A 23,335-nucleotide genomic window follows, 5' to 3' on the forward strand; every position below is an offset into this window, starting at 1 on the left:
GCCGCCCGCCGTGACCTCGCGATCCGCGTGGCGTGAGGCCGAAAGACCCACCCGAAGCACCGGCACGCGAATCACCCCCGCGCCGGAGCCTCCCTACTGGAAGTAGGCGTCGGCTTCCTCGGGGGTGAGGTGGCCGTCCACCGCGTAGGTGTCGGCCTCGTCCTCCACCGCGGCGAACCGCTCGTCGAAGTTCTCGTCGGTGACGGTCTCGGGGATCGGCAGGTACAGGGTGTTGCCGTCCAGCGCGTCGGGCGCGAACTCCCGGCCCTCGAGCATCCGGACCACCACGTGCAGCGCGGAGACCGACCCGGCGGGCGGGTTGGGCACCCCGATGCTGGAGTACTCCGGGTCCTCCTCGCGCTGCTCGGCCCAGCGCCGCATGAAGCCCACCCGGGCCTCCCCGGTGATCGCGACGTCGTCGACCAGGTCTTCGGCCTCCAGCGCCTGGAGCGCGCCCAGGGCCATGCCGTCCTGGACGAAGACGCCGTCCACGTCGGGGTGGCTGGCCAGGAGGTTCTGGGTGACCTGCTGGCCGGTGGCCTGGTCCCATTCGGCGAAGTCGTTGGCCACGACCTCCACCCCGGCCTCCTCGAAGACCGCGCTGGCGCCCTCCCAGCGGGCCTCGTTGGCGGGGTGGCCGTCGATGCCGTTGACGGCGATGACCTCGCCGCCCTCGCCGACCTCCCCGGCCAGCCAGCGCGCGCCGGTCGCCGCCCATTCGCCCTGGTCGATGACGACGTTGGTGACGTGCTCGGAGGTGACCGCCTGGTCGATCGCGACGATCATGATGCCCTGGTCGGCGGCCTCGGCGAAGACCTGGTCCAGGGCGGTGGGCGAGTTGGGGTTGACGATGATGGCGTCCACCCCCGAGTTGACCAGGTTGCGGATCTGCTGGATCTGGCCGTTCACGTCGACGTCGGCGCTCTCCACCACGAGCTCGTCGACGACGCCCTCGGCCTCGTACTCGGCGACCGCCTCCTGAAGGGTGGCGAGCATCTGCTCGCGCCATTCGCTGCCGATGAAGCCGTTGCTGAGCCCGATCGTGAACGGGCCCTGCGCGTCGTCCTCCCCGCCGCCGCCGGACTCGGGAGTGGTGCAGGCGGTCGCGCTGATCAGGATCGCGCCGGCGGCGAGGGCGGACAGGCGCGGGAGTCGTGGTCGTGTGGTCATCATGGGCCTCCAGGTCGGGATGCCGGGTGCTGCGGGAGAGGGACGGCGCCGGTGGGACCGTCAGGTCGCGCCGGTGGGCGGGGAGAGGGCGCGGTTGACGTGGTCGGGGGCGAGGACGTGGTCGATCGCCAGGCGGCCCGCGCCGAGTACACCGCCCTCCTCGCCGGAACGGCTGGGCACGACGGTGAGGCGGTGCGTGGCCAGCGGCAGCGACCGCTGGTAGATGACCTCGCGCATACCCGCCAGGAGGGGTTCGTGGACTCTGGCCATCACGCCTCCCACGACGATGACCTCGGGGTTGAAGAAGTTGACCAGCCCGGCGAGCACGTCGCCGATGATCCTGCCCCCCTCGCGCACCAGCCGGAGCGCGGTGCCGTCGCCCTGGTTGACCAGGGCGACCACGTCGCGGCCGGTGGCGGCGGGGACGCCGGCCGCGGTGAGCCGGGCGGCCAGGGCGGCGCCCCCGGCCACCGCCTCCAGGCAGCCGGTGTTGCCGCAGCGGCACAGCGCGTCGGCGGCGTCGGGCACCCGGATGTGCCCGATGTCCCCCGCGCCGCCCTGGGCGCCGCGGTGCAGGTGGCCGTCGACGACGACGCCGCAGCCGATGCCGGTCCCGATCTTGACGAACAGCAGGTGGGCGGAGTCCGGGTAGGCGAAGCGCCGTTCGCCCAGGGCCAGGACGTTGACGTCGTTGTCCACCAGGACCTCGACGGGGTAGCGGCCGGTGAAGAACTCGGGGACCGGGTACTCGTGCCAGCCGGGCATGATCGGCGGGGCGACGGGGCGCCCGGTCGCGAACTCGACCGGTCCGGGGACGCCGATGCCGACCGCCTTGAGCGTCTCCAGCGGGCGCCCCGCCTCGGCGAGGAGCTCGTGCATGCGGGTGTCGACGTGTTCGAGGACGCTGAGCGGCCCCTGGCCGATCTGGACGGGGTCCTCGCTGGCGGCCAGGATGGTCCCGCCGATGTCCATGAGCGCGACCCGGCAGTGGGTGGCGCCGAGGTCCACGCCGAGGACGCAGTTGCGCGCGGTGTCGAGCCGCAGCAGCCGGGGCGGGCGCCCGCCGGTGGACGCCCCGGCACCGGTCTCCTCCACCAGCCCGTGCTCGATCAGCGCCTCCACCCGCTGCGCCACGGTGGAGCGGGCCATCCCGGTGAGCCTGGCGAGGTCCGCCCGCGTTCCGGCGGCCCCCCGGCTGATCAGGGCCAGCACGTCTCCTGCTGAGTTCAACACGGTCTCCGAAGTCCCGTTGTGTGATGTGACACACAAACTAGGACGACTTTTGAGAGCTCGTCAACGCCCCTTTCGTCGACGATCGACCGAAGTTACCGAACCGAGTTATGCCGAGCCGTCGGCGAAAGCCCCGGTTCGCGGTCCCCCTCCTCCCGGTGATCTTGACCTTTTCGGGGTCTCAGAGGCGGTTGAGGCCCCGAAAAGGTCAAGATCACCGGAGAGAGCCCCGAACAACCCCGCGTCGAGCTTCCCTAGACCGGCGTCGGCGCCGTCTCGCCGGGGCGTGTGGTGTACCAGCGGGAGCGGACCAGCAGGGTGGCGGCCACCAGGGCCGTCGCGGCGGCGGCCGTGGTGAGGGCGAACGCGCCCGAGGGGCCGAACCGCTCGGCGAGGCGGCCGGCCGCCGCCGAGCCCAGCGACTGGCCCAGGATGAGGAAGCTGAGCAGCACGGTCATGGCCTGGGCCAGCCGGTCGGCCGGGGCGGCGCGCTCGACCAGCGAGAAGACCGTGACCAGGTGCGGCCCGACGGCCGTGCCCAGCAGCAGCATCGCCGCCAGCAGCGTCCCCGTTCCCGGGGCCGCCAGCATGGGGAGCGAGAAGACGGCGAGCCCGGCGGCGGCCAGGCGCAGCCGGACCGGCAGCGTCACTCCGGATGGCACCGAGGCCATCAGGAGTCCGGCGGCCGCGCTGGTGACCCCCATGACGGCGTACAGCAGACCGGACAGGTCGGGGCGGCCGATCTGCTGGCTGAACGCGGTCACCCCGGCGGTCGCGCCGCCGAAGAACGCGCCCTGGCAGAACATCGGGACGGCGAGCACCAGCAGTCCCGACCGCCACAGCCGCTCGCCCCCGGGCCGGGGCGGCGCGCCCAGCGGCGCGGTGCGGTGCAGGGCGAACGCGGAGCCGAAGACGGCGACCAGGACGGCGGCGCCGAGCACGGCGGCCGCGGGACCGACCGCGACCGCGAGCAGGCCCACCACGGCCGGGCCCACCACGAACCCCGTCTCGTCCAGGACCCCGTCCACGCTCATCGCGGCCGCGACGGAGCGCTCGCGTTCGCGCTCGTTCGCGGCGCGTCCGGCGATCGAGATCCACCGGGACCGGGCGAGCGGGCCGATCTGCGGCATCGCCAGTCCGGCCAGGACCGCGAGCGCGACCGGTACGGCCGGTGCGGTGTCCGCGGACACCGCGAGCACCAGCAGGACCAGAAGCGCGCCCTCCGCCAGCGAGGCGGCCAGGACCACGGGCCGCTGGCCGCGCCGATCGGCCAGACGCGCGATGACAGGACCGCCGACGGTCTCGCCCAGGGCGAGCGCGCCGGAGGCCAGGCCGCCCGCGGCGACGCTGCCGGTCTCGGCGGTGACCAGGGTGAGGATGCCGATGAGGGACATGGACATCGGCAGCCGGGCCAGGAAGGAGGAGAGCAGCAGGGGCGTGCCCGCGATCTCGCGCATGCGGCGCAGGGTGCTGAGGGGTGACACGGGAGAGGGCTCCTTCGTACCCTCCAGGCGAGCGCCTTCCCGGAGCGCGGGGACTCGTGTGCCGATCGTGCGGCGGGCGCTGCAGCTCTGCGGGCTGGACGAGCCCGGATGGCGGTGGACCGGCATCCGGAATACATCCTATCTATCGATCCCGGAGGGCGGTTTCAGGGTGTTCGTCCGGTGGCGAAGAGTGTTCGGGGTCGAATTGCGGTGCGCCGGGTAATACTCTTTCGATTGAATCGAATGCTGTACGAATTGGTAACCCGCTCGGGTAAACCGGTTCACAAACGAGCGGGGGAGTTGATATGAGGCGTCCGACGATCGTCGACATCGCCAAGGCCGCCGGGGTGTCGAAGGGCGCGGTCTCCTACGCGCTCAACGGTCGGCCCGGAGTCTCGGACGCCACCCGCCGGCGCATCCTGGACATCGCGGAGCAGCTGGGATGGGCGCCCAGCAGTGCGGCCAGGGCGCTGTCGGACGGACGGGCCGGGGCGATCGGCATGGTGGTGGACCGCCCGGCCAAGATACTGTCGGCCGAACCGTTCTTCATGCGCCTGATCGGCGGGATCCAGGCCGAGCTCGCGGGCGGGGCCACCTCCCTGATGCTCCAGTCGGCCGACGACAAGGGGCTGGAGATGGCCACCTACCAGCGTTGGAACGCCGAGCGCCGGGTGGACGGCGTGCTGCTGGTCGACCTGCGCCGGGACGACCCCCGGCTGCCGGTCGTCAGGGACCTGCGGCTGCCCGCGGTGGTGATCGGCGGCCCCGACCACACCGAGGGCACGCCGTGCGTGTGGACCGACGACGCCGCGGCGATGAGCGAGGTGGTGGAGTACCTGGCGGGGCTGGGCCACCGGCGGATCGCCCGGGTCGCGGGACCGGCCGAGTTCGTGCACACCGAGACGCGCTCGCGGGCGTTCGCCGGGACCGCGAAGGAGGTGGGCCTGGCCTCCGCGGAGGTGGTCCACACCGACTACCTCAGCGACCAGGCCGAGGTCGTCACCCGCGAGCTGCTCACCGGCGCGAACCCGCCCAGCGCGCTCGTCTTCGACAACGACCTGATGGCGGTGGCGGCGCTGGGGGTCGCTCAAGAGCTCGGCGTCCCGGTCCCCGAGCGGCTGTCCATCGTGGCCTGGGACGACTCGGTGATCTGCGGGGCGATCCGCCCCGCCCTGACCGCTGTCGGGCGCGACGTGACCCAGCACGGCAGGCTCGCGGTCTCCCTGCTGCTGGAGACCATCGCGGGCGGGCCGGCGCGGTCCGTGCGGACCCAGCGCAGCCGGCTGGTCCCGCGAGCCAGCACCGGTCCGGCCGCGTCCTGACGTGCGCCCTGTGCGGCGATAGGGCCCCTTTGGGGCCTTTTCGCGTCTTCGGGAGCCTTCGCGGCAGCCGGGGGACGTTGGTCCCGTACCGTCCGTGAACCGGTTTAGTTTTCATAACGCATCTTGACGCTGAACCGGTTTAGTGATGTTCTTTCGTTCACTCCCCGACGTGACCCGCGTCACGGCGGGGCGGGAGAGCATGAGACACCGCATCAGGCGATGAACGCGTGATCGGGCGGTCGGCTACGGGGGGACCGGAGCCTGGGAACGCTCTCGAACGACTGCTGCCAGGGGCGAGGCCCCCGGCGGCGGATGGAGGAGAGAAGGATGACACGAAACCGGTTCAGGTTTCTGATCCCTCTCGCGCTGGCGGGCCTGGTGGCCACATCCTGCGCGAGCGACACCGGAGAAGGGGACGCCCCGGCGGGGAACTACCCGCGCGCGGAGACCCTCTACACCGGCGGAACCCAGTGGGGACCGCCGATCAGCTGGAACCCCCTGGACACCGGTAGCTATGCTACCGGAACGGTCGGCCTGGTCTACGAGACGCTGTTCCTGTACGAGCCGCAGTCCGGCGAGTACATCCCCTGGCTCGCCGAGAGCGGCGAGTGGACCGACGACAGCACCTACGAGCTGAAGCTCCGCGAGGGCGTCGAGTGGTCCGACGGCGAGGCGTTCACCGCCGACGACGTCGTGTTCACCGTCGAGGTCGGCCAGATCGAGACCTCCTCCTACAGCAACCTCTGGCAGTGGCTGGAGAGCGCCGAGGCCGTCGACGACCACACGGTGGAGTTCACCTTCTCCGAGGCCAACTACGCGCAGTGGGCGAACTGGCTGTACTTCAACGCCATCGTGCCCGAGCACCTGTGGGCCGACCGCTCGGACGAGGAGATCATCACCGGCGCCAACGAGGACCCCGTCGGCACCGGCGCCTACGCCTACGAGACGCACGACCAGGACCGCCAGGTCTGGAGGAAGCGCGAGGACTGGTGGGCCACCGAGGCCCTGGACCGCGAGGTCGCCCCCACCTACATCGTCGACGTGGTCAACACCAGCAACGAGGCCGCCCTCGGCCAGGTGCTGCAGGGCAACATCGACATGAACAACAACTTCCTGCCGGGCGTCGCCCAGCTGGTCCAGGGCGGCTACGGGGTGGAGACCTACTACCCCGAAGAGCCCTACATGCTCTCCGCCAACACCGCCTGGCTGGTGCCCAACACCACCCGGGAGCCGATGAACGACCCCGAGTTCCGCAAGGCGCTCTCGGCCTCCATCGACATGGACGAGATCGTCAACGGCGTGTACGGCGGCATCGTGACCCCGGCGGACCCCACCGGTCTGCTCCCCGCCTGGGACGACTACATCGACACCGAGGTCGTCGAGGAGTACGCCACCCCGTTCGACACCGACGAGGCCAAGAGCATCCTGGAGGAGGCGGGCTACGAGGACACCGACAACGACGGCCTCGTCGAGACCCCCAACGGCGACCCGATCGAGCTGTCCCTGATCGTGCCCAGCGGCTGGACCGACTGGATGGAGGCCGCGCGGGTCATCAGCGAGAGCGCGACCGCCGCCGGCATCAACGTGACCGCCGAGTTCCCCGAGTTCAACGCCCTGGTCGACCAGCGCAACAGCGGCGACTTCGACCTGGTGATCAACAACGAGCGCCAGATCAGCAACACGCCGTGGACCTACTACGACTACATGTTCCGCCTGCCGGTCCAGGAGTCGCAGACCACGGTCAACTTCGGGCGCTACGAGAACGAGGAGGTCTGGGAACTGGTCGGCGAACTCGACCGCACCCCCGTCGAGGACACCGAGGCGATCCTGGAGATCACCGGCCGGCTCCAGCAGATCCACCTCGAGGAGATGCCCATCATCCCGCTCTGGTACAACGGCCTGTGGTCGCAGACCAGCAACACGGTGTGGACCAACTGGCCCTCCAGCGAGACCGACAACCACTACCTGCCCTCGACCTGGCGCGGCTACTTCCAGCTGGGCGGCATCCTGATGCTGACCGAGCTCGAGCCGGCCACCGGAGAGTAGCGGCGGATCCCCGAGTGAGCGGCCGGTGACGGCCGGTCCCCGCCCCGGCCCCCGCACGGGGGAGCGGGGCGGGGACCGGCCCCGGCCGCCAGGGCCAGGAGGGCCTGTTGCGTAAATACTTCGGCCGCAAGATCTTCGTCTACGCGCTGACGTTCTTCGCCGCCGTCACCATCAACTGGATGATCCCGCGCTTCATGCCGGGAGACCCCGTCCAGAGCAGACTCGCCCGCGCTTCGCTGTCGAACCCCGAGGCCTCGCAGGCGATGCGCGACTACTACAACAGCGTGTTCGGCCTCGACATGCCGGTCTGGCAGCAGTACCTCAACTTCTGGGGCTCGCTGTTCAAGGGCGACCTGGGCGTCAGCATCTGGCTGTTCCCGACCCCGGTCACCGAGGTCATCATGGACGCGGTGCCCTACAGCCTGGGCCTGCTGCTGCCCGCGATCCTGCTCAGCTGGGTCATCGGCAACAAGTTCGGCGCCTACGCCGCGCGCAGCAAGTGGCTGGACAACACGGTCCTGCCCGTCGGCTACGTGCTGACCGCCACCCCGTACATGTGGCTGGCCCTGCTCCTGGCCTGGAGCCTGGGCATCGTCGGCGGCTTCTTCCCCTCCTCGGGCGCGTACAGCTTCGCGTTGCGCCCCGAGTTCTCCTGGGTGTTCGTCTCCAGCCTGCTCGAGCACTGGTTCCTGCCGTTCCTGTCGCTGTTCCTGGTGTCGCTGGGCGGCTGGGCGATCGGCATGCGCAACATGATCATCTACGAGCTGGAGTCGGAGTACGCGAACTACCTCCAGGCCCTGGGCGCCCCGCGCCGCCTGATCCGCAGGTACGCCTTCCGCAACGCGATGCTCCCCCAGCTCACCGGCCTGGCCGTGCAGCTGGGGACGGTCGTGGCGGGCGCGCTGCTCACGGAGATCGTCTTCTCCTACCCGGGCCTGGGCTTCCTGATCCTCCAGGCGATCCAGAACCAGGACTTCTTCCTGCTCCAGGGCGTGTTCCTGTTCATCGTCGCCGGAGTCCTGATCGCCAACTTCATCATCGACATCGTGTACGTCCTGGTGGATCCGCGGACCCGGATCCAGATGCAAGGTGGGGCCAAATGACCGCCGCACAGCCGCTGCCCGACCCGGCCACGTCGCCCGACGCGCCCGTGCCCGCGCTTCCGGAGGCGCCCAAGCGGGAGGCGCTGTACTTCGCGCTGCGCAACCCCAAGCTGCTGATCGGCCTGGGGATCGTGCTGGCCTTCCTGGTGACGGGGATCCTCGGGCCGTTCTTCCTGAGCCCCGACCCCAACGCGCGGATCGCGCCGCCGGGACTCCCCCCGTCGGGGGAGTACTGGTTCGGCACCACCCAGTTCGGCCAGGACATCTTCACCCAGTTCGTGTACGGCATCCGCGCGACCTTCCTGGTGGGGATCCTCGGCGGCGTGGTCGCGGCGGTCATCGGCATGGCCATCGGATTCGTCGCCGGGTACAAGGGCGGCTGGGTCGACGAGATCCTCAACATGATCACTAACGTCGTGCTGGTGCTGCCGACCCTGGCGGTGCTGTTCATCCTCGTCGCCTACATGGACTCGCGCGGCGTGATGATGCAGTCCTTCTTCATCGGCCTGACCTCGTGGCCGTGGGCCGCGCGCGCGATCCGCTCCCAGGCGCTGTCCCTGAGCTCGCGCGACTTCGTGGACCTGGCCCGGCTCAGCGGTGTGAGGACCTGGAAGATCATCGTCCGGGACATCGCGCCGAACATGAGCTCCTACCTGTTCATGACGCTGATCCTGCTCTTCGGCGGCGCGGTCCTGGCCGCCGCGGGCCTGGACTTCGTGGGCCTCGGCCCGACCGACGGCACGTCGCTGGGCCTGATGATGCACCAGGCGGTCAAGTGGGGGGCGCTCCAGCTCGGCGTGTGGTGGTGGTTCGTACCCCCGGGCCTGGGCATCACCGCGATCGTCGGGTCGCTCTATGTCATGAACGTGGGACTGGACGAGGTCTTCAACCCCAGACTGAGGGAGATGTGACGGTGAGCCTCAAGGTCTCGGACCTGCGGGTCTACTACCGGACCCTGCGCGGGGACGTGCGCGCGCTCGACGGGCCGGCCTTCACCCTGGCCGACGGCGAGATCATGGGACTCGCGGGGGAGTCCGGCAGCGGGAAGTCCACGCTCGGCAAGAGCCTGATCCGCCTGGACGGGCGGATGAAGTACGTGGGCGGCGCCGTCGAGCTCGACGGCGACGAGGTGCCGGTCTGGGACGACAGGAAGATGAACGACTTCCGCTACAAGCGGATCTCGCTCATCCCGCAGTACGCGATGAGCGCGATGAACCCGACCCGCAAGATCGGCAGGATGACCGCCGAGCTGCTGGAGTCGCGGGGCGTGCGCTTCAGGGAGGTCCGCGAGGAGCTGAACCGCCGGATCGAGCTGGTGGGCCTGGACGTCGACGTGCTCGACCGGTACCCCATCGAGCTGTCCGGCGGTATGAAGCAGCGCGTCGTCATGGTGCTGTCCACGCTGCTGAACCCGTCCCTGCTGATCGCCGACGAGGTGACCTCGGCGCTGGACGTCTCCACCCAGCGCGCGGTCGCCGAGACGCTGGTGGAGTTCCGCGACCGCCGGTTCGTCAAGAGCATGATCGTGGTCACCCACGACATCTCGCTGGTGTACCAGATCGCCGACAGCATCATGGTGATGTACGCGGGGCGGCTGGCGGAGAAGGCTCCGGCCCGCACGATCATCGAGGCGCCCCGGCACCCCTACACCAAGATGCTGATCTCGGCGCTGCCCGAGGTGGGCGTCAAGTACGCGGAGAAGCGGCTGACCGGGATCCCCGGGAGCCCGCCCGGGCTGCTCGACCCGCCCAAGGGCTGCCGGTTCCGGGCGCGCTGCCCGCTCGCCTCCGAGGAGTGCGAGGAGCAGCCGCCGTTCGTCGAAGTCGAGCGCGACCACTACGTCGCGTGCTGGAAGGCCGAGTGAGCAGATGTTGAAATTCGACCGGGTCTCCAAGGTCTACAGGGTCGGCTCCTTCGGCGGCGACGAGCTGACCGCCGTGCGCGACGCCGACTTCGAGGTGCGCCCCGGCGAGGTGGTGTCGCTGATCGGTGAGAGCGGCAGCGGCAAGAGCACGCTGGGGAAGATGGCGCTGCGCATCGCGTCGGTCAGTCGCGGGGCGATCACCTGCGACGGGACCGACATCTCCACGCTGCGCGGCAACCGCAGGCTCAAGGAGTACTACCGGAGGGTCCAGGGCGTCTTCCAGGACCCCTTCAGCAGCTACAACCCCATCTTCAAGGCCGACCGGGTCTTCGCGGTGATCCGCTCCGAGTACCACCGGGGCGTGTCCGACGCGGAGTGGCGCGAGAAGGTGCGCTCGGCGCTCGACGTGGTGCGCCTGGACCCCGCGCAGGTCCTCGGCAAGTACCCGCACCAGCTCAGCGGCGGCCAGTTGCAGCGGCTGCTGATCGCCCGCGCGCTGCTGCTGGACATCGACTACCTGGTGGCCGACGAGGTGATCAGCATGCTGGACGCCTCCACCCGGATCGACGTGCTCAACCTGCTCGCCGACCTGAAGGCGCGGGGCATGGGCATCCTGTTCATCACGCACGACCTGGCGCTGGGCAACTACATCAGCGACCAGACGGTGATCCTGCACAAGGGGTCGATCGTGGAGCGCGGCGGCACCGAGAAGGTGTTCGGCGACCCGCTGCACCCCTACACCAGGAAGCTGCTCGCCTCGGTGCCGCAGTTCCACAAGAAGTGGGAGGAGGTGGAGGCCGAGCTGCGCGCCCGCGAGCTGGCCGACACCGGGTCCCGCGACTACCACCTGTCGACCGCCCAGGAGGTTCCCGGCGACCTGGTCGAGGCGTCCGAGGACCACTTCGTGCAGCCCTTCGTCCCGGGGGTCCGGGCCTAGGGCGTTCCCGGTCCGCGGCGGCCCCCGTTGGCCGTGACGTTTCCAGGGTCCCGGGGACGGTCGAGACCCCGGAAACGTCACGGCAAACGGGGGAACTGAACCGATTCATTTTACTTCTTACTCTTGACCCTGAACCGGTTTAGTAGTCTCATTGAATTGACGGCGGCGACATGAGGAGGACATGGGGCCGCCGAAAGCCGGGTGCGGTCCGGCACCGGGTTACGCCCCCTCCCTCCTCCAGGCGCCCGGGCCGCACCCTCCGACAGTGGACACACCCGCACAAGTGTGGAGACGCAATGGCAGTGCGCATCGATCTGCGCGACGACTGGACCCTGCGAGCCGAGGCGCCCGAGGAGGTCCCCGCCTCGATCGGGTCGGCCGGCGTTCCGGCGACCGTGCCCGGATGCGTGCACACCGACCTGCTGGCGGCCGGCCTCATCCCCAACCCCTACGAGGGGGCGAACGAGGACGAACTGACCTGGATCGGCCGGACCCGGTGGAGCTACACCACCGGTTTCGACGCCGCCGCGCTGGCCGGAGCCGAGCGGGTGGACCTCGAGTGCGAGGGCCTGGACACCGTCGCCGACCTGAGCCTCAACGGGCGGCCCCTCGGCCGGACCCGCAACATGCACCGCGCCTACCGGTTCGACCTGCGTCCGGCGCTGCGCGAGGGCGGCAACGAGCTGCGGGTCGAGTTCGCCTCGCCGTACGGCTACGCCGAGGCGCTGCGCGAAGAACTCGGAGACCGCCCCAACGCCTATCCCGAGCCTTTCCAATTCATCCGGAAAATGGCGTGCAATTTCGGCTGGGACTGGGGGCCGACCCTGGTCACCTCCGGTATCTGGCGGCCGATCCGGCTGCACGCCTGGAGCACCGCCCGGCTTTCCCGGGTGGTCCCGCAGGTCACCGTCGCCGCGACGCCCGAGGGCGGCGCGCGGGGGCGGGTCCTGGTCCGGGTCGAGGTCGAGCGGTCCGACACCGGTGAGGACGCCGGGCTGACCCTGCGCGCCGAGATCGCCGGGCGGACCGCCGCGGTCGCGGTGCCCCCGGGCGTGTGCCGGACCGAGGTCGAGGTCGAGGTCGACGACCCCGCGCTGTGGTGGCCGATCGGACACGGGGACCAGCCGCTGTACGACCTGCGCGTGGTGCTCTCCGCCGACGGCGCCGAACTGGCGGACTGGCGGCGGCGCGTCGGCTTCCGCACCGTCGAGCTGGACACGGGCGTCGACGAGGGCGGGCGCCGCTTCACCTTCGTGATCAACGGCAAACCCGTCCTGGTCAAGGGCGCCAACTGGATCCCCGACGACTGCTTCGTCACCCGCGTCGGCCGCGAGCGCTACGCCGAGCGCATCGACCAGGCGGTCGGGGCGAACATGAACCTGCTGCGGATCTGGGGCGGCGGGCGTTACGAGAGCGAGGACTTCTACGAGCTCTGCGACGAGCGCGGGGTGCTGGTCTGGCAGGACTTCCTGTTCGCCTGCGCGGCCTACCCCGAGGAGTCGCCGCTGGCCGAGGAGGTCGAGGCCGAGGCCCGCGAGGCCGTGGTCCGGCTCGCCCCGTACCCCAGCCTGGTGCTGTGGAACGGCAACAACGAGAACATCTGGGGCTTCTGGGACTGGGACTGGGAGAAGCCGCTGGCCGGGCGCAGCTGGGGCGAGGGCTACTACCTGGACCTGCTGCCGCGGGTGGTCGCCGAACTGGACCCGACCCGCCCCTACTGGCCGGGCAGCCCCTACTCCGGCTCCCCGGACGTGCACCCCAACGACCCCCGGCACGCCGCCATGCACATCTGGGACGTGTGGAACGAGGTGGACTACACCGTCTACCGCGACTACAAGCCCCGCTTCGTCTCGGAGTTCGGCTTCCAGGCCCCGCCCGCCTACGCCACGCTGCGCGCCGCCCTGCCCGGCGAGGACCTGCGCCCGGACTCGCCCGGCATGCTGCACCACCAGAAGGCGATCGACGGCAACGGCAAGCTCGCCCGGGGACTGGCCCCGCACTTCGGCGACACCGCCGACTTCGACGACTGGCACTACCTCACCCAGGTCAACCAGGCGCGCGCGCTGACCGTGGGGATCGAGCACTTCCGCGCCCAGTGGCCGGACTGCGCCGGCAGCGTGGTGTGGCAGCTCAACGACTGCTGGCCGGTCACCTCCTGGGCCGCCGTGGACGGCGACGGACGGCGCAAGCCGCTGTGGTACGCGCTGCGCGCGGTCTACGCCGACCGCCTGGCCACCATCCAGCCCGAGGGCGAGGGGCTGGTCCTGGCGCTCGCCAACGACACCGACCAGGAGTGGGCGGGGACCGCCCGCCTGGCGCGGCGCTCCCTGGAGGGGGTGGTGCTGGCCGGGGCGGAGGCGCCCTTCACGGTGCCCGCGCGCGGCCTGGTCCGGGTGGAGGTCCCCGCCGACGTGGCGGGTGCCGGGGACGCGGCGGCCGAGCTGGTCACCGCGGACACGGACGAGCGGCGGGCGTACTGGTTCTTCGCGGAGGACCGAGACATCGCCTACCCCGAGCCCGGGTACGACGTCGGCGTCGCCCCGAGCGGTGAGGACCTGCGGGTGACGGTGGTGGCGCACAGCCTGCTGCGCGACCTCTCGTTGTTCGCGGACCGCCTCGACCCGGGGGCCGAGGCGGACGACATGCTGGTCACCCTGCTGCCGGGGGAGTCGCACACCTTCACGGTGCGCGGCGGCGCGCACCTGGACCCCGGGCTGGTGGCGCGCGCGCCGGTGCTGCGCAGCGTCAACGACGCGCTGCGCGCGTCCGGGCGGGACGAGCAGGTGGTGGCGTGATCGGCACCGAGGCCGGTTCCGGAGGGAGATAGCGGGCTCTCCGGGACCGTGGCAGGACGGCGCGTGGTGGGTTCCCATCGCGCGCCGTCAGTGTTTTCCGGATCGGGACAAGTTTCTGCTTCGAGAGTACTTGCCAAATTGGAAAGTACTTGCCATTCTTGTGGCGAAGGTCCGGGAGCCGGGCCCCGAGGCGAGGAGATCCGATGAGTGAGGGCACCTACCGTCCCGAGGCCGCGCAGGCGGCACTGGCCGACGTCGAAGCCGTCGGCGGCAGGGTGCGGCGGCACACGCGCGGGTACGGCGTCTTCGTCCTGGCGCTGGCGGCCTTCTTCCCCCTGGTGCTCCTGTTCTGCGGGTTCGCCCCGCTGTCCGGAGCGGTGCTCGGCGCGGTCAGCGGCGTCGCGGGCGCCCTGGTCGGGATCGGCAGCGGGCTGGCGGCCACCCGGATCAGGGCGTTCCCCCGCAGGTACGGCCCGCGCTACCTGCTGGCCTTCCTGACCTCCGCGGCCCTGTACGCGGTGGTGCTGATCCTCGGCGGCTACCTCTTCGAGGACGTCGCCGCGTGGTGGATCGGCGGCGCCGTCGCCACCGCCCTCCCCCTGACCGTCCTGGGAGTGTCGGTCCTGCGCTCCGGCGGGGCCCGGTCGTGACCGCGGCGCGCTCCGGAGGGGCGGGGGCTCCCGGCGGCCACCCGCGCGGCAGGCTCGACGACGTCATCCACGCGCCCGTGCGGTTCTCCGTCACGGCCGCGCTGGCCGCCGTCGACGAGGCCGAGTTCAAGGTCGTGCGGGACGCGGTCGAGATCACCGATTCGGCGCTGTCCAAGCAGGTCGCGGTGCTGGAGGAAGCCGGGTACGTCAAGGTCCGCAAGGGCTTCGTCGGGAAGCGCCCCCGAACCCACCTGTCGCTGACCGGGGCCGGTCGCGACGCCTTCGCGCGGCACGTCCGGGCACTGCGCGACATCGCCGCGACCGGCCTCCCCGGCTCCCCGCCGTGAGCCCCGGCCCCCGTCCGGGGGTCAGCGCCCGGGATCGCTCATGCGGGCGTAGACCACGGTGTTCTCCGAGTAGTGGCCCGTGGCGCGGTCGAACTCCCCGCCGCAGGTGATCAGGCGCAGCGCCGGGTGGTCCACGGGCCCGTAGACCTGTTCGGCGGGGAAGTCCTCCTTGGCCACGCGCTCCACCCGCTGGACCGTGAACTCGGGCTCGGAGCCGTCGGCGCGGCGCACCCGGACGGTGTCGCCGCGCCGCAGCTCGCCCAGGCGGAGAAAGACCGACGGCCCGGTCCTGGTGTCCAGGTGGCCGGTGATGACGGCGGGCCCGGCCTCGCCGGGGGCCGCGCCCAGCGAGTACCACCCGGCCAGGCCGGCCTCCTCCAACGGCGGGTCCTGCAGGGTTCCGTCGGGGTTCAGGCCCAGCCGGACCAGCGGCGCGTCCACCCCGATCTCCTCGATGGACAGGTGGACGGGGGCCGAGCGCGCCAGCGGCTCGGGCCCGCCCGGCCCCCCGAAACCCCCGAGGTCGTCGTCCACCGCGAACGCGAACACCGCGCCCACCGCCAGGGCCGCCAGCAGGCCCGCGCCCGGTCCCCTATCGGCCATGGCGCACGGCGCGCCGGTAGGCCACCAGCCCGACACCGGCCACGACCAGCAGGCCGCCCGCCAGGGTGGCCAGCGGAACGGTCGGGTCGGTCCGCTGGTAGGTCCCGCCGCCGCCGGACTGCGGGGCGCCGGCCGGCGTCGGGGGGACGGCCGGGACGGCGTCCGGCCCGGAGGAGGGGTCGTCCTCGACCACGACGATCTCGGAGCGCACCACCTCGTCGGAGGGGCCGCCCTTGCACTCGCCCCTGACCTCGTAGACGCCCGGCGCCAGCCCGTTCTTGAGGGTGGCGTGCGCGGAGCCCGCGTTGTCCTGCAGAGAGACGGTGGCGGTCCCCGCGAAGGCCTGGGAGGTGTACTCCAACCGCTTGGCGCCCTTCACGCAGGACGACTCCAGTACGACCGCCGACCCCGGCCGGGCCTCCCGCGGGACCACAGTGACGGAACCGTCGGCCGCGGCCGGCCCCGCGACCAGGACCAGAGCGGTCGCCGCGATTCCGGACGCCATCAGAAGCTTCATGGACTCTCTCCCTCGCCCGCCGGCACGTTCGCGCCGGTCACCCCACGGAGATATGGGCATTGATGACTCAGGGTAATCATCCCTTGTGGACTTTTTGCCTGCCCGATACCGGAACTTTCTTTCATGACTTTCGGTGGTGCAGTAGCGGCCCCGAACCGCTGTAGCGTCGCCGCATGAGGTTCTCGGTGTCCGACCTCGGCACGGCCGTCCGCCCGCTCCAGGGCTGGCCGACCAGGGCGGAGAAGGTCAAGGACGCCCTGCTGGTGCTGGCGCTGGTCCCGCTGGTCGTACTGAACGTCGCGGGGATGCGCGGAGGGGGCGGGACGCCCGCCCTGATCGCGACCGAGACCGTGGGGGCGGTGCTGCTCCTGGCCGTCACGGTGCTGCTGACCCGCCCGTACCCGCTGGTCGCCCTCGTCGTCGCGCTCCTGGCCGTCTCGTGGGCCGGGGTCTTCTCGCTCGTCCTGATGGTCGTGGCCTACCTGGCGGGCCGCCGGATGCCGGACTCGCGCCCGGCGCTGGTCCTGTTCGGCGCGGTCGCGACCGTGGGCGTTCCCCTGGTGGCGCTGGTCTCGCTGGACGAGCCCGAGAGCTGGATCACGGTGGTGGGGGTCTTCGCCTTCAACATCCTGTTCCCGTGGGTGGTCGGGATGTACCGGCGCCAGCGGCGGGAGCTGGCGCTGGCCGGCTGGGAGCGGGCCGAGCGGCTGGAGCGCGAGCAGCGCATCGTCGCCGACCAGGCGCGGCTGCGCGAGAGGTCCAGGATCGCCCAGGACATGCACGACTCCCTCGGGCACGAGCTGAGCCTGATCGCGTTGCGCGCGGGCGCGCTGGAGGTCGCCCCCGACATCGGCGAGCGCGTCCAGAAGGCGGCGGGCGAACTCCGGGAGAACGCCACCACCGCCACCGAGCGGCTGCGCGAGATCATCGGGGTCCTGCGCGACGACGCCGAGCCGGTGCCCATGGAACCCGCCGGAGAGGACGTTTCCGCCCTCGTCGAGCGGGCCCGCGCCTCCGGTATGGCGGTGACGCTGATCCGCCGCGGCGACCCCGCCGGGCTGCCGCACATGGCGGACCGCGCCGTGTACCGGATCGTCCAGGAGGCGCTGACCAACGCCAACAAGCACGCGCCGGGCGCGGTGGCCACCGTGCGCCTGGAGCACGCCCCGGACGGGACCCTGGTGAGGGTGTCCAACACCGCGCCGAGGACCGGACCCGCGCCGGACGCGGGGGGCGGCCGCCACGGGCTGATCGGGCTGCGCGAGCGCGTCCGCCTGGCGGGCGGCGTCCTGCGGGCGGGCGGGAACGAGGACGGCTGGCTGGTCGAGGCGTACCTGCCCGCGCGTCCCAGGGGCGCGAAGGACCCGGACGGGGAGTGCTCCGCCGAGCAGGAGGAGCAGAGCCGCACCACCCGCTACTACCGCCAGGCCCAGCGCCGGGTGCGGTGGGGGCTCGTCGCGCTCGTCGGCCTGCCCGGGACGGGGATGGCCGTCCTCGTGGCGCTCGCGGTCGGGGTCACCTACGCCGAGGCCGTGGGCAGCACGCTGCCGCCCGAGCGGTTCGACGGGCTGCGGGTGGGCCAGGCCGAGGCGGAGGTCCGGGACCGGCTCCCGGAGACGGAGTGGGGCTTCTACGAGCCCGAGGAGTCCGAGGATCCCCTTCCCGGGGGATGGGAGTGCGCGCACTACCGGTCCGCCCCGGACCTGTTCGACGTGGACTACCGGATCTACCGGCTGTGCTTCGCCGACGGACGTCTGGCGGCCAAGGAGGACGTCACCCCGTAGTGGCGCGGATGCCGCGAAACAGGATGAACCAGGGAAAATCGACGACGCGGCCGCGCGGACCGCGCCCCGGCCGCGCGGGCACCGAAGACGAGTACGGACGACTGCGACCACGGGGGAACCGAGTGATCCGAGTGCTGCTGGCCGACGACGAGGCCATGATCCGGGCGGGGGTGCGGGCCATCCTGGGCGCGGACCCCGGAATCGAGGTGGTCGCCGAGGCGGCCGACGGGCGCGAGGCCGTGGAACTGGCCTGCTCGCACCGGCCCGACGTGGCGCTGTTGGACATCCGCATGCCCCGACTGGACGGCCTGGCCGCGGTCGCCGAGATCCGCCGCGCCGTGCCGGAGACGGCCGTGGTCGTCCTCACCACCTTCGGCGAGGACGACTACATCGCGCGGGCCCTGGGCGACGGCGCGTCCGGGTTCCTGCTCAAGGCCGGGGACCCGCGCGAACTGATCGCGGGGGTGCGCGCGGTCGCCGACGGCGCCGCGTTCCTGTCGCCCAGGGTCGCCCAGCGGGTCATCACCGAACTCAGCGACGGGCGGATGGAGCGGGGTGCCAGGGCCCGCCGCCGGACCGAGGAGCTCACCGGGCGCGAACGCGAGGTGCTGGCCCTGGTCGGGGCGGGGCTGTCCAACGCCGAGATCGCGCGCCGCCTCTTCCTGGTGGAGGGCACCGTCAAGAGCTACGTCAGCGCGATCCTGAACCGCCTGGGCGCCAGGAACCGGGTGCAGGCCGCGATCGTCGCCTACGAGGCGGGCCTGGTCACCGAGCGCCACTGAGGTTTCCGGAAGCGGTGCCGGGGCCGTCCCGTGTCACGGGTTCCGCCCCCGCTCGTGGCGATCACGGGCTTTCCGCTCTTCCGGGCCCAGAAACGGGCAGAAAGCTCAAGATCATCGAGCAGGGCCTTTCTGCGGACACCGGACAACCCCCGCGCCGCACTGCCGTCCCGCGTCACGGGGGCCGCGCGGGCGGCCCCCGACCGGCCGGGACTTCCGCCGGCGGCTCGGTCGGGGGCCGGTGTGCCGGGGTCAGGCGTCGCGCCCGCGCAGGACCGCGTAGCCGGCGGCCAGGCCCGCGACCGCCCAGGCGGCCATGAGGAGCGCCGCGAACTGCGGCGAGTGCGGGACGTCCCCGCCCGAGGTGAGGAGCTGGCCCTGCGGGTTGGGGGTGTGGTCGACGATCCTCAGCAGTGTTTCGTTGCCGACGATCTGCGCGATCAGGGGGAGCCCCACGAGCAGGCCGATGGCCCCGGTCAGGGCCCCGGCGGTGCTGCGCACCACCGCGCCCAGCCCCAGGACGAACAGCGACAGCAGCGCCAGGTACAGGCCCGGCCCCAGCAGGCCGTAGAGCAGGCCCTCGGCGGTCACCTCGAGCGAGTCCCCGAAGTACCAGGCCGTGGCGGCGAGGGAGAGCAGGCCGGTCAGGACGCCGGTCGCCAGGGACACCGCCCCGATCACCACGGCCTTGGCGGCCAGCGCGGTGCCCCGGCGCGGCACGGCGGTCAGCGTGGTGCGGATCGCGCCGGTGGCGTACTCCCCGGTGACGGCCAGCGAGGCCAGCGCGATGAGGATGAACTGGGGCAGCATGATCGCCAGCGACGCCAGGGTGTGGGCGTCGACCTCGTCCGCCCCGCCGCTGATCTGGATCGACTCCGCGCCCAGCACGGACGTGGCCAGCCCCAACAGCAGCGTCGCGGCCAGGCAGACCCAGGTGGAGCGCAGTCCCCACAGCTTGGTCCACTCGGCGGCGAGCGCCCCGGCGAGGCCGCCGCCCGATCGTCGGGCGGCCGGTCGCGTCATCGTCTCGGTCATCGTCCTCACACCCGGGTCTTCCTGGTCTCGGCGGGGCCGCCCGGGAGCAGGGCGGTGGTGTACTCGACGCTGGAGGCGGTCAACTCCATGTACGCCTGCTCCAGCGAGGCCGACCGGTTGCTCAACTCGTACAGCAGGGCCCCCGCCTCGTGGGCGACCCGGCCGACCTGCTCGATGGTGGCGCCGGTGACGATCAGCTCGTCGGTGGAGGGCTGCTCGACCCGGGCCTCCGACGCCGCCAGCAGCCGGCCCAGTTCGGAGGCCTGCGGGCTGCGGACCTTCACCGCGTTGACCGAGCTGCCCGCGATGACCTCCCCGATCGGGGCGTCGGCGATCAGCCGCCCGCGGCCGAGCACGACCAGCTGGTCGGCGGTCTCCTGCATCTCGCTCATGAGGTGGCTGGAGACGAACACGGTGCGTCCCTCGGCGGCGAGCGAGCGGACCAGCTCGCGGACCCAGCGCACGCCGTCGGGGTCCAGGCCGTTGACCGGCTCGTCGAACATCAGGACGCCCGGGTCCCCGAGGAGCGCTCCCGCGATGCCCAGGCGCTGGCCCATCCCGAGGGAGAAGGACCCCGCGCGCCGGCCCGCGACCCCGGTCAGGCCGACGGTCTCCAGCACCTCCTCCACCCGGGACACCGCGATGCCGTTGCTGCGCGCGACGGCCCGCAGGTGGGTGCGGGCGGTGAGCCGCGGGTGCACGGCCCTGGCGTCCAGGAGCGCGCCGACCTCGCGCAGCGGGTGCCGCAGCGCGGCGTAGGGCACGCCGTTCACGAGCGCGCTCCCGGCGGTGGGGCGGTCCAGGCCCAGGATCATCCGCATCGTGGTGCTCTTGCCCGCCCCGTTCGGACCGAGGAACCCGGTGACCCGTCCCGGGGAGACGTCCAGGTCCAGGCCGTCCACGGCGGTCTTGTCGCCGTAGCGCTTGGTCAGTCCCCGAAGGCTGATCATGTGGTCTCCTCTGCTGTCTTCGCTGTCCGTCCCGACGCTACGGACCGGCCGCGTCCCGCCGCATCCGGCGATGGTTCGGAGGGCGCGCCCACTTTCGACGTGGTCCGCCGCGGGCGCGGGACCGACTTTCGTCCACCGGTGGCCGCAAGTGGTCCACCCCTACCGGCCGGTCGCCCGGATAGAGGTCCCGAGGCCGGGGTATCCCCAGTGCGCCCGCACCCCGCAGGGGCACCGCGGACAGCGGTACGGGAGGAGAAGCAGATGTCGTTGCGCCGGCCCGACCTGTCGGACGCCTGGAGGCGCCTGGCCGGATCGGGGGCCGAGGCCACCGCGGTGGGAGCCGAGCTGCTCGCCCGCTGGGCCGAGCCGCACCGCCGTTACCACACCCTGGACCACCTGAGGGCGGTGCTGGCGGGCGTGGACGAGCTCGCCGGGGAGGCCCGCGACGCCTCGTCGGTCCGCTACGCGGCGTGGTTCCACGACGCGGTGTACCGGGGGGAACCCGGAGAGGACGAGGAGAGCAGCGCCCGGCTCGCCGAACTGCTGCTGCCCTCGTGCGGGCTGACCGAGGACCGCGCCGCGGAGGTGGCCCGGCTGGTCCGCGTCACCGCGGGGCACGATCCCGCGTCCGGGGACGCCGACGCCGAGGTCCTGTGCGACGCGGACCTGGCGGTCCTGGCCGCCGCTCCCGACGAGTACGCCGCCTACACCCGGGCGGTGCGGGAGGAGTACGCGCACGTGGGGGCCGCGGACTTCGCGCGCGGACGGGCGGCGGTGCTGGGCGGCCTGCTGGCGGCGCCGCGGCTGTACCGGACCCGGTACGGCCACGGGCAGTGGGAGGCCAGGGCCCGCGCCAACCTGACCGCCGAGGTCGCCCGGCTAACCGAGTACGCGACCCGGTTTGCGCCGTCGCAGACCTGAGGCGTGCAGGCGCGCCACGATCGTGCGGCTCGACACGGCGAGCGCGCCGAGTTCCACCGCGCGCTCGTACAGCGTCTCGGGGACGTCGTAGTGGTCCCGGTCGAAGGCGCGCTCGGGCACTCCGAGCCCGCGCGCGAACGCGTGCAGTTCGGCGTACGAGGAGTCGCTGACCAGATGCGACCACAGCAGCCCGCGCGGCCCCGGCCACGCGGGAGGGTCGATGAGAACGCTCACCGGACCGAGGGTACCCACCGCCGGGCCCCGCGCGGCCGGCCCCGGCGGCAGGGGCTCACCGGGGCGGACGGGCGCCCGGGCGGCCGACCGGGCGCCAGGGCACCGGGCTGGACAGCACCATCGTCGAGGACGGGCGGCCGTGCTCGGCGAGGGCGTCGATGACCTGCTCGAAGTGCTCCATGGAGCGCACCCCGATGAGCAGGACGCAGCAGGCGTCGCCGGTCACCCGGTGCAGCTGCAGGATCTCCGGGCGGTTCACGGCCGCCTCGTCGCGCAGCAGGCACAGCGGGCCGTAGCAGCGCATCTGGACCAGCGCCGTCACCGGCAGGCCCGCCGAGGCCGGGTCCACGTGCGCGTGGTAGCCGGTGATCACCCCGCGCTCCTCCAGGCGGCGCACCCGCTCGGCGACGGCGGGGGGCGAGAGCTTCACCCGGCGGGAGAGCTCGTTGAAGGAGAGGCGGCCGTCGGCCTGGAGCTCGGTGAGGATCCGCCAGTCGACCATGTCTGTCATACCTGTCGATTGTAAGGCGGAAACGTGAAACAGCTCGTATCCCGAAGGTCGAATCCGCCGTACGGCGCGCGACGCCCATTCTCTTCACGGATGAATAGGGACATCCTGGTGGTAGGTCCGAACCGGTGGACGCCGGGCGCTGTGAGAACAGCGGGACAGCACGAGAAGCACGGGAACGGGGTGCGTGACCATGGCCTCCTCAACGGCCTACTCACATCGGGAACGAGCCGGACAGGACGGGGAACTGCCCACGCTCTCCTTCGACGGGGGCACCCCGTACGCGCGCTACGGCGGGATCGACACCCTGCTGTCCCTGCAGAACCCCGTCTCCGACGAGCCCGCGGAGACCTCGTTCATCATCACCACGCAGGTCATGGAGCTGCTGTTCACGCTCGTCCGGCACGAGTGGGAACTGGCCCGCGACGCGCTGGAGGCCGACGACGTGCCCGCCGCGCTGGCCGCGCTGCGCAGGGGCGCGGGAGCCCAGGACGTGCTGGTGGAGTCCTGGGGCCTGCTCGCCACCATGACGCCCACCGAGTTCGGCCGGTTCCGCGACGGACTGGGGGAGGCGTCGGGCTTCCAGTCCCACACCTACCGCCACCTGGAGTTCCTGCTCGGCAACAAGTCCGCCGCGATGGTCCGGCCGCACCGCGCGACACCCGAGGCGCGCGCCCGACTGGAACGCGCGCTGGCCGAGCCCGGCCTGTACGACGCGGCCCTGCGGCTGCTGCACCGGCGCGGGGTCCCGGTGCCCGCCGAGCGTGTGGAGCGCGACTGGACCAGCCCCGCGCCGCCGCACCCGGACGTGGTGCGCGCCTGGGCCCTGGTCTACGCGGACGACCGCCCCGGAAACGAGCTGCTCGCGCTGGCCGAGGCGCTGCTCGACACCGCCGAGCGGATGACCCGCTGGCGGCACCGCCACCTGATGGCGGTCAAGCGCACGATGGGGGCCAAGCCCGGCACGGGAGGGTCCAGCGGCCTGCGGTGGCTGGACAGGAACGCCCGGGAGGACGTGTTCCCCGAGCTCTGGCAGCTGCGCACCGGCATCTGAGA

22 protein-coding genes are annotated in these 23,335 nt (G+C 72.0%); 13 read left to right on the plus strand and 9 right to left on the minus strand.

The window, feature by feature from the left end:
- Positions 1-93: 93 nt before the first annotated feature.
- The 3 genes from EV190_RS10280 to EV190_RS10290 all read right to left on the minus strand — a co-directional run bounded on the left by EV190_RS10280 (position 94) and on the right by EV190_RS10290 (position 3,884).
- Positions 94-1,170, minus strand: a complete 1,077-nt coding sequence (locus EV190_RS10280; RefSeq protein WP_133741281.1) for an ABC transporter substrate-binding protein — start codon at positions 1,168-1,170, stop codon at positions 94-96.
- A gap of 60 nt (positions 1,171-1,230) precedes the next feature.
- A complete protein-coding gene (locus tag EV190_RS10285) occupies positions 1,231-2,403 on the minus strand; it encodes an ROK family transcriptional regulator (RefSeq protein WP_394345515.1) in 1,173 nt (390 codons plus the stop codon).
- A 251-nt stretch (positions 2,404-2,654) separates the two neighbouring features.
- On the minus strand, positions 2,655-3,884 hold the full coding sequence (locus EV190_RS10290; protein WP_133741283.1) for an MFS transporter: 1,230 nt from the start codon (positions 3,882-3,884) through the stop codon (positions 2,655-2,657).
- A gap of 305 nt (positions 3,885-4,189) precedes the next feature.
- On the opposite strand from EV190_RS10290, the gene EV190_RS10295 reads away from it, so the two are divergent.
- The 9 genes from EV190_RS10295 (at position 4,190) to EV190_RS10335 (ending at position 14,948) form a co-directional block, all read left to right on the plus strand.
- Entirely contained in the window at positions 4,190-5,206 is a 1,017-nt protein-coding gene (locus EV190_RS10295) for a LacI family DNA-binding transcriptional regulator (protein ID WP_133741284.1), read from the plus strand.
- Positions 5,207-5,533: 327 nt separating this feature from the next.
- Positions 5,534-7,252: an ABC transporter substrate-binding protein gene (locus EV190_RS10300; RefSeq protein ID WP_133741285.1), complete on the plus strand. Its 1,719-nt coding sequence runs from the start codon at positions 5,534-5,536 to the stop codon at positions 7,250-7,252.
- Between the two features lie 107 nt (positions 7,253-7,359).
- Entirely contained in the window at positions 7,360-8,355 is a 996-nt protein-coding gene (locus EV190_RS10305; RefSeq protein WP_133741286.1) for an ABC transporter permease, read from the plus strand.
- Entirely contained in the window at positions 8,352-9,266 is a 915-nt protein-coding gene (locus EV190_RS10310) for an ABC transporter permease (RefSeq protein ID WP_133741287.1), read from the plus strand. The genes EV190_RS10305 and EV190_RS10310 overlap by 4 nt, the downstream gene beginning before the upstream one ends.
- A gap of 2 nt (positions 9,267-9,268) precedes the next feature.
- The gene (locus EV190_RS10315) at positions 9,269-10,219 is read left to right on the plus strand and encodes an ABC transporter ATP-binding protein (protein WP_133741288.1); all 951 of its coding nucleotides are present in this window, start codon (positions 9,269-9,271) and stop codon (positions 10,217-10,219) included.
- A 4-nt stretch (positions 10,220-10,223) separates the two neighbouring features.
- Positions 10,224-11,156, plus strand: a complete 933-nt coding sequence (locus tag EV190_RS10320) for an ABC transporter ATP-binding protein (protein WP_133741289.1) — start codon at positions 10,224-10,226, stop codon at positions 11,154-11,156.
- 296 nt (positions 11,157-11,452) lie between these two features.
- Entirely contained in the window at positions 11,453-13,951 is a 2,499-nt protein-coding gene (locus EV190_RS10325) for a glycoside hydrolase family 2 protein (protein ID WP_133741290.1), read from the plus strand.
- A 203-nt stretch (positions 13,952-14,154) separates the two neighbouring features.
- Positions 14,155-14,601, plus strand: a complete 447-nt coding sequence (locus EV190_RS10330) for a hypothetical protein (RefSeq protein WP_133741291.1) — start codon at positions 14,155-14,157, stop codon at positions 14,599-14,601.
- A complete protein-coding gene (locus EV190_RS10335; protein ID WP_133741292.1) occupies positions 14,598-14,948 on the plus strand; it encodes a winged helix-turn-helix domain-containing protein in 351 nt (116 codons plus the stop codon). Before EV190_RS10330 ends, EV190_RS10335 begins: the two co-directional genes overlap by 4 nt.
- A 21-nt stretch (positions 14,949-14,969) precedes the next feature.
- On the opposite strand, the gene EV190_RS10340 is transcribed toward EV190_RS10335, so the two are convergent.
- Both EV190_RS10340 and EV190_RS10345 read right to left on the minus strand, forming a co-directional pair.
- The gene (locus tag EV190_RS10340; protein ID WP_133741293.1) at positions 14,970-15,551 is read right to left on the minus strand and encodes a class F sortase; all 582 of its coding nucleotides are present in this window, start codon (positions 15,549-15,551) and stop codon (positions 14,970-14,972) included.
- Positions 15,541-16,068, minus strand: a complete 528-nt coding sequence (locus EV190_RS10345; protein WP_133741294.1) for a hypothetical protein — start codon at positions 16,066-16,068, stop codon at positions 15,541-15,543. Before EV190_RS10345 ends, EV190_RS10340 begins: the two co-directional genes overlap by 11 nt.
- Positions 16,069-16,241: 173 nt before the next feature.
- On the opposite strand from EV190_RS10345, the gene EV190_RS10350 reads away from it, so the two are divergent.
- Positions 16,242-17,852, plus strand: a complete 1,611-nt coding sequence (locus EV190_RS10350) for a sensor histidine kinase (protein ID WP_133741295.1) — start codon at positions 16,242-16,244, stop codon at positions 17,850-17,852.
- Between the two features lie 122 nt (positions 17,853-17,974).
- Entirely contained in the window at positions 17,975-18,634 is a 660-nt protein-coding gene (locus EV190_RS10355) for a response regulator (RefSeq protein WP_133741296.1), read from the plus strand.
- 249 nt (positions 18,635-18,883) lie between these two features.
- Here the strand turns inward: EV190_RS10355 and EV190_RS10360 are convergent, their stop codons facing one another.
- Positions 18,884-19,666, minus strand: coding sequence for an ABC transporter permease subunit (locus tag EV190_RS10360; RefSeq protein WP_243742508.1), 783 nt, complete (start codon positions 19,664-19,666; stop codon positions 18,884-18,886).
- Between the two features lie 5 nt (positions 19,667-19,671).
- A complete protein-coding gene (locus tag EV190_RS10365) occupies positions 19,672-20,616 on the minus strand; it encodes an ABC transporter ATP-binding protein (protein WP_133741298.1) in 945 nt (314 codons plus the stop codon).
- Between the two features lie 261 nt (positions 20,617-20,877).
- On the opposite strand from EV190_RS10365, the gene EV190_RS10370 reads away from it, so the two are divergent.
- Complete coding sequence (locus tag EV190_RS10370; protein ID WP_133741299.1) at positions 20,878-21,537, plus strand: HD domain-containing protein; 660 nt, start codon at positions 20,878-20,880, stop codon at positions 21,535-21,537.
- Here the strand turns inward: EV190_RS10370 and EV190_RS10375 are convergent.
- Together EV190_RS10375 and EV190_RS10380 are read right to left on the minus strand one after the other, a co-directional pair.
- Positions 21,496-21,771, minus strand: a complete 276-nt coding sequence (locus EV190_RS10375; RefSeq protein ID WP_133741300.1) for a DUF4031 domain-containing protein — start codon at positions 21,769-21,771, stop codon at positions 21,496-21,498. The genes EV190_RS10370 and EV190_RS10375 overlap by 42 nt on opposite strands.
- Positions 21,772-21,826: 55 nt before the next feature.
- Positions 21,827-22,282: an Lrp/AsnC family transcriptional regulator gene (locus EV190_RS10380; RefSeq protein ID WP_133741301.1), complete on the minus strand. Its 456-nt coding sequence runs from the start codon at positions 22,280-22,282 to the stop codon at positions 21,827-21,829.
- 190 nt (positions 22,283-22,472) lie between these two features.
- On the opposite strand from EV190_RS10380, the gene EV190_RS10385 reads away from it, so the two are divergent.
- Positions 22,473-23,333: a tryptophan 2,3-dioxygenase gene (locus tag EV190_RS10385; protein ID WP_133741302.1), complete on the plus strand. Its 861-nt coding sequence runs from the start codon at positions 22,473-22,475 to the stop codon at positions 23,331-23,333.
- Positions 23,334-23,335 lie beyond the last annotated feature (2 nt).

The sequence above is a fragment of the Actinorugispora endophytica genome, from assembly GCF_004363075.1.
Lineage (GTDB): Bacteria > Actinomycetota > Actinomycetes > Streptosporangiales > Streptosporangiaceae > Actinorugispora > Actinorugispora endophytica.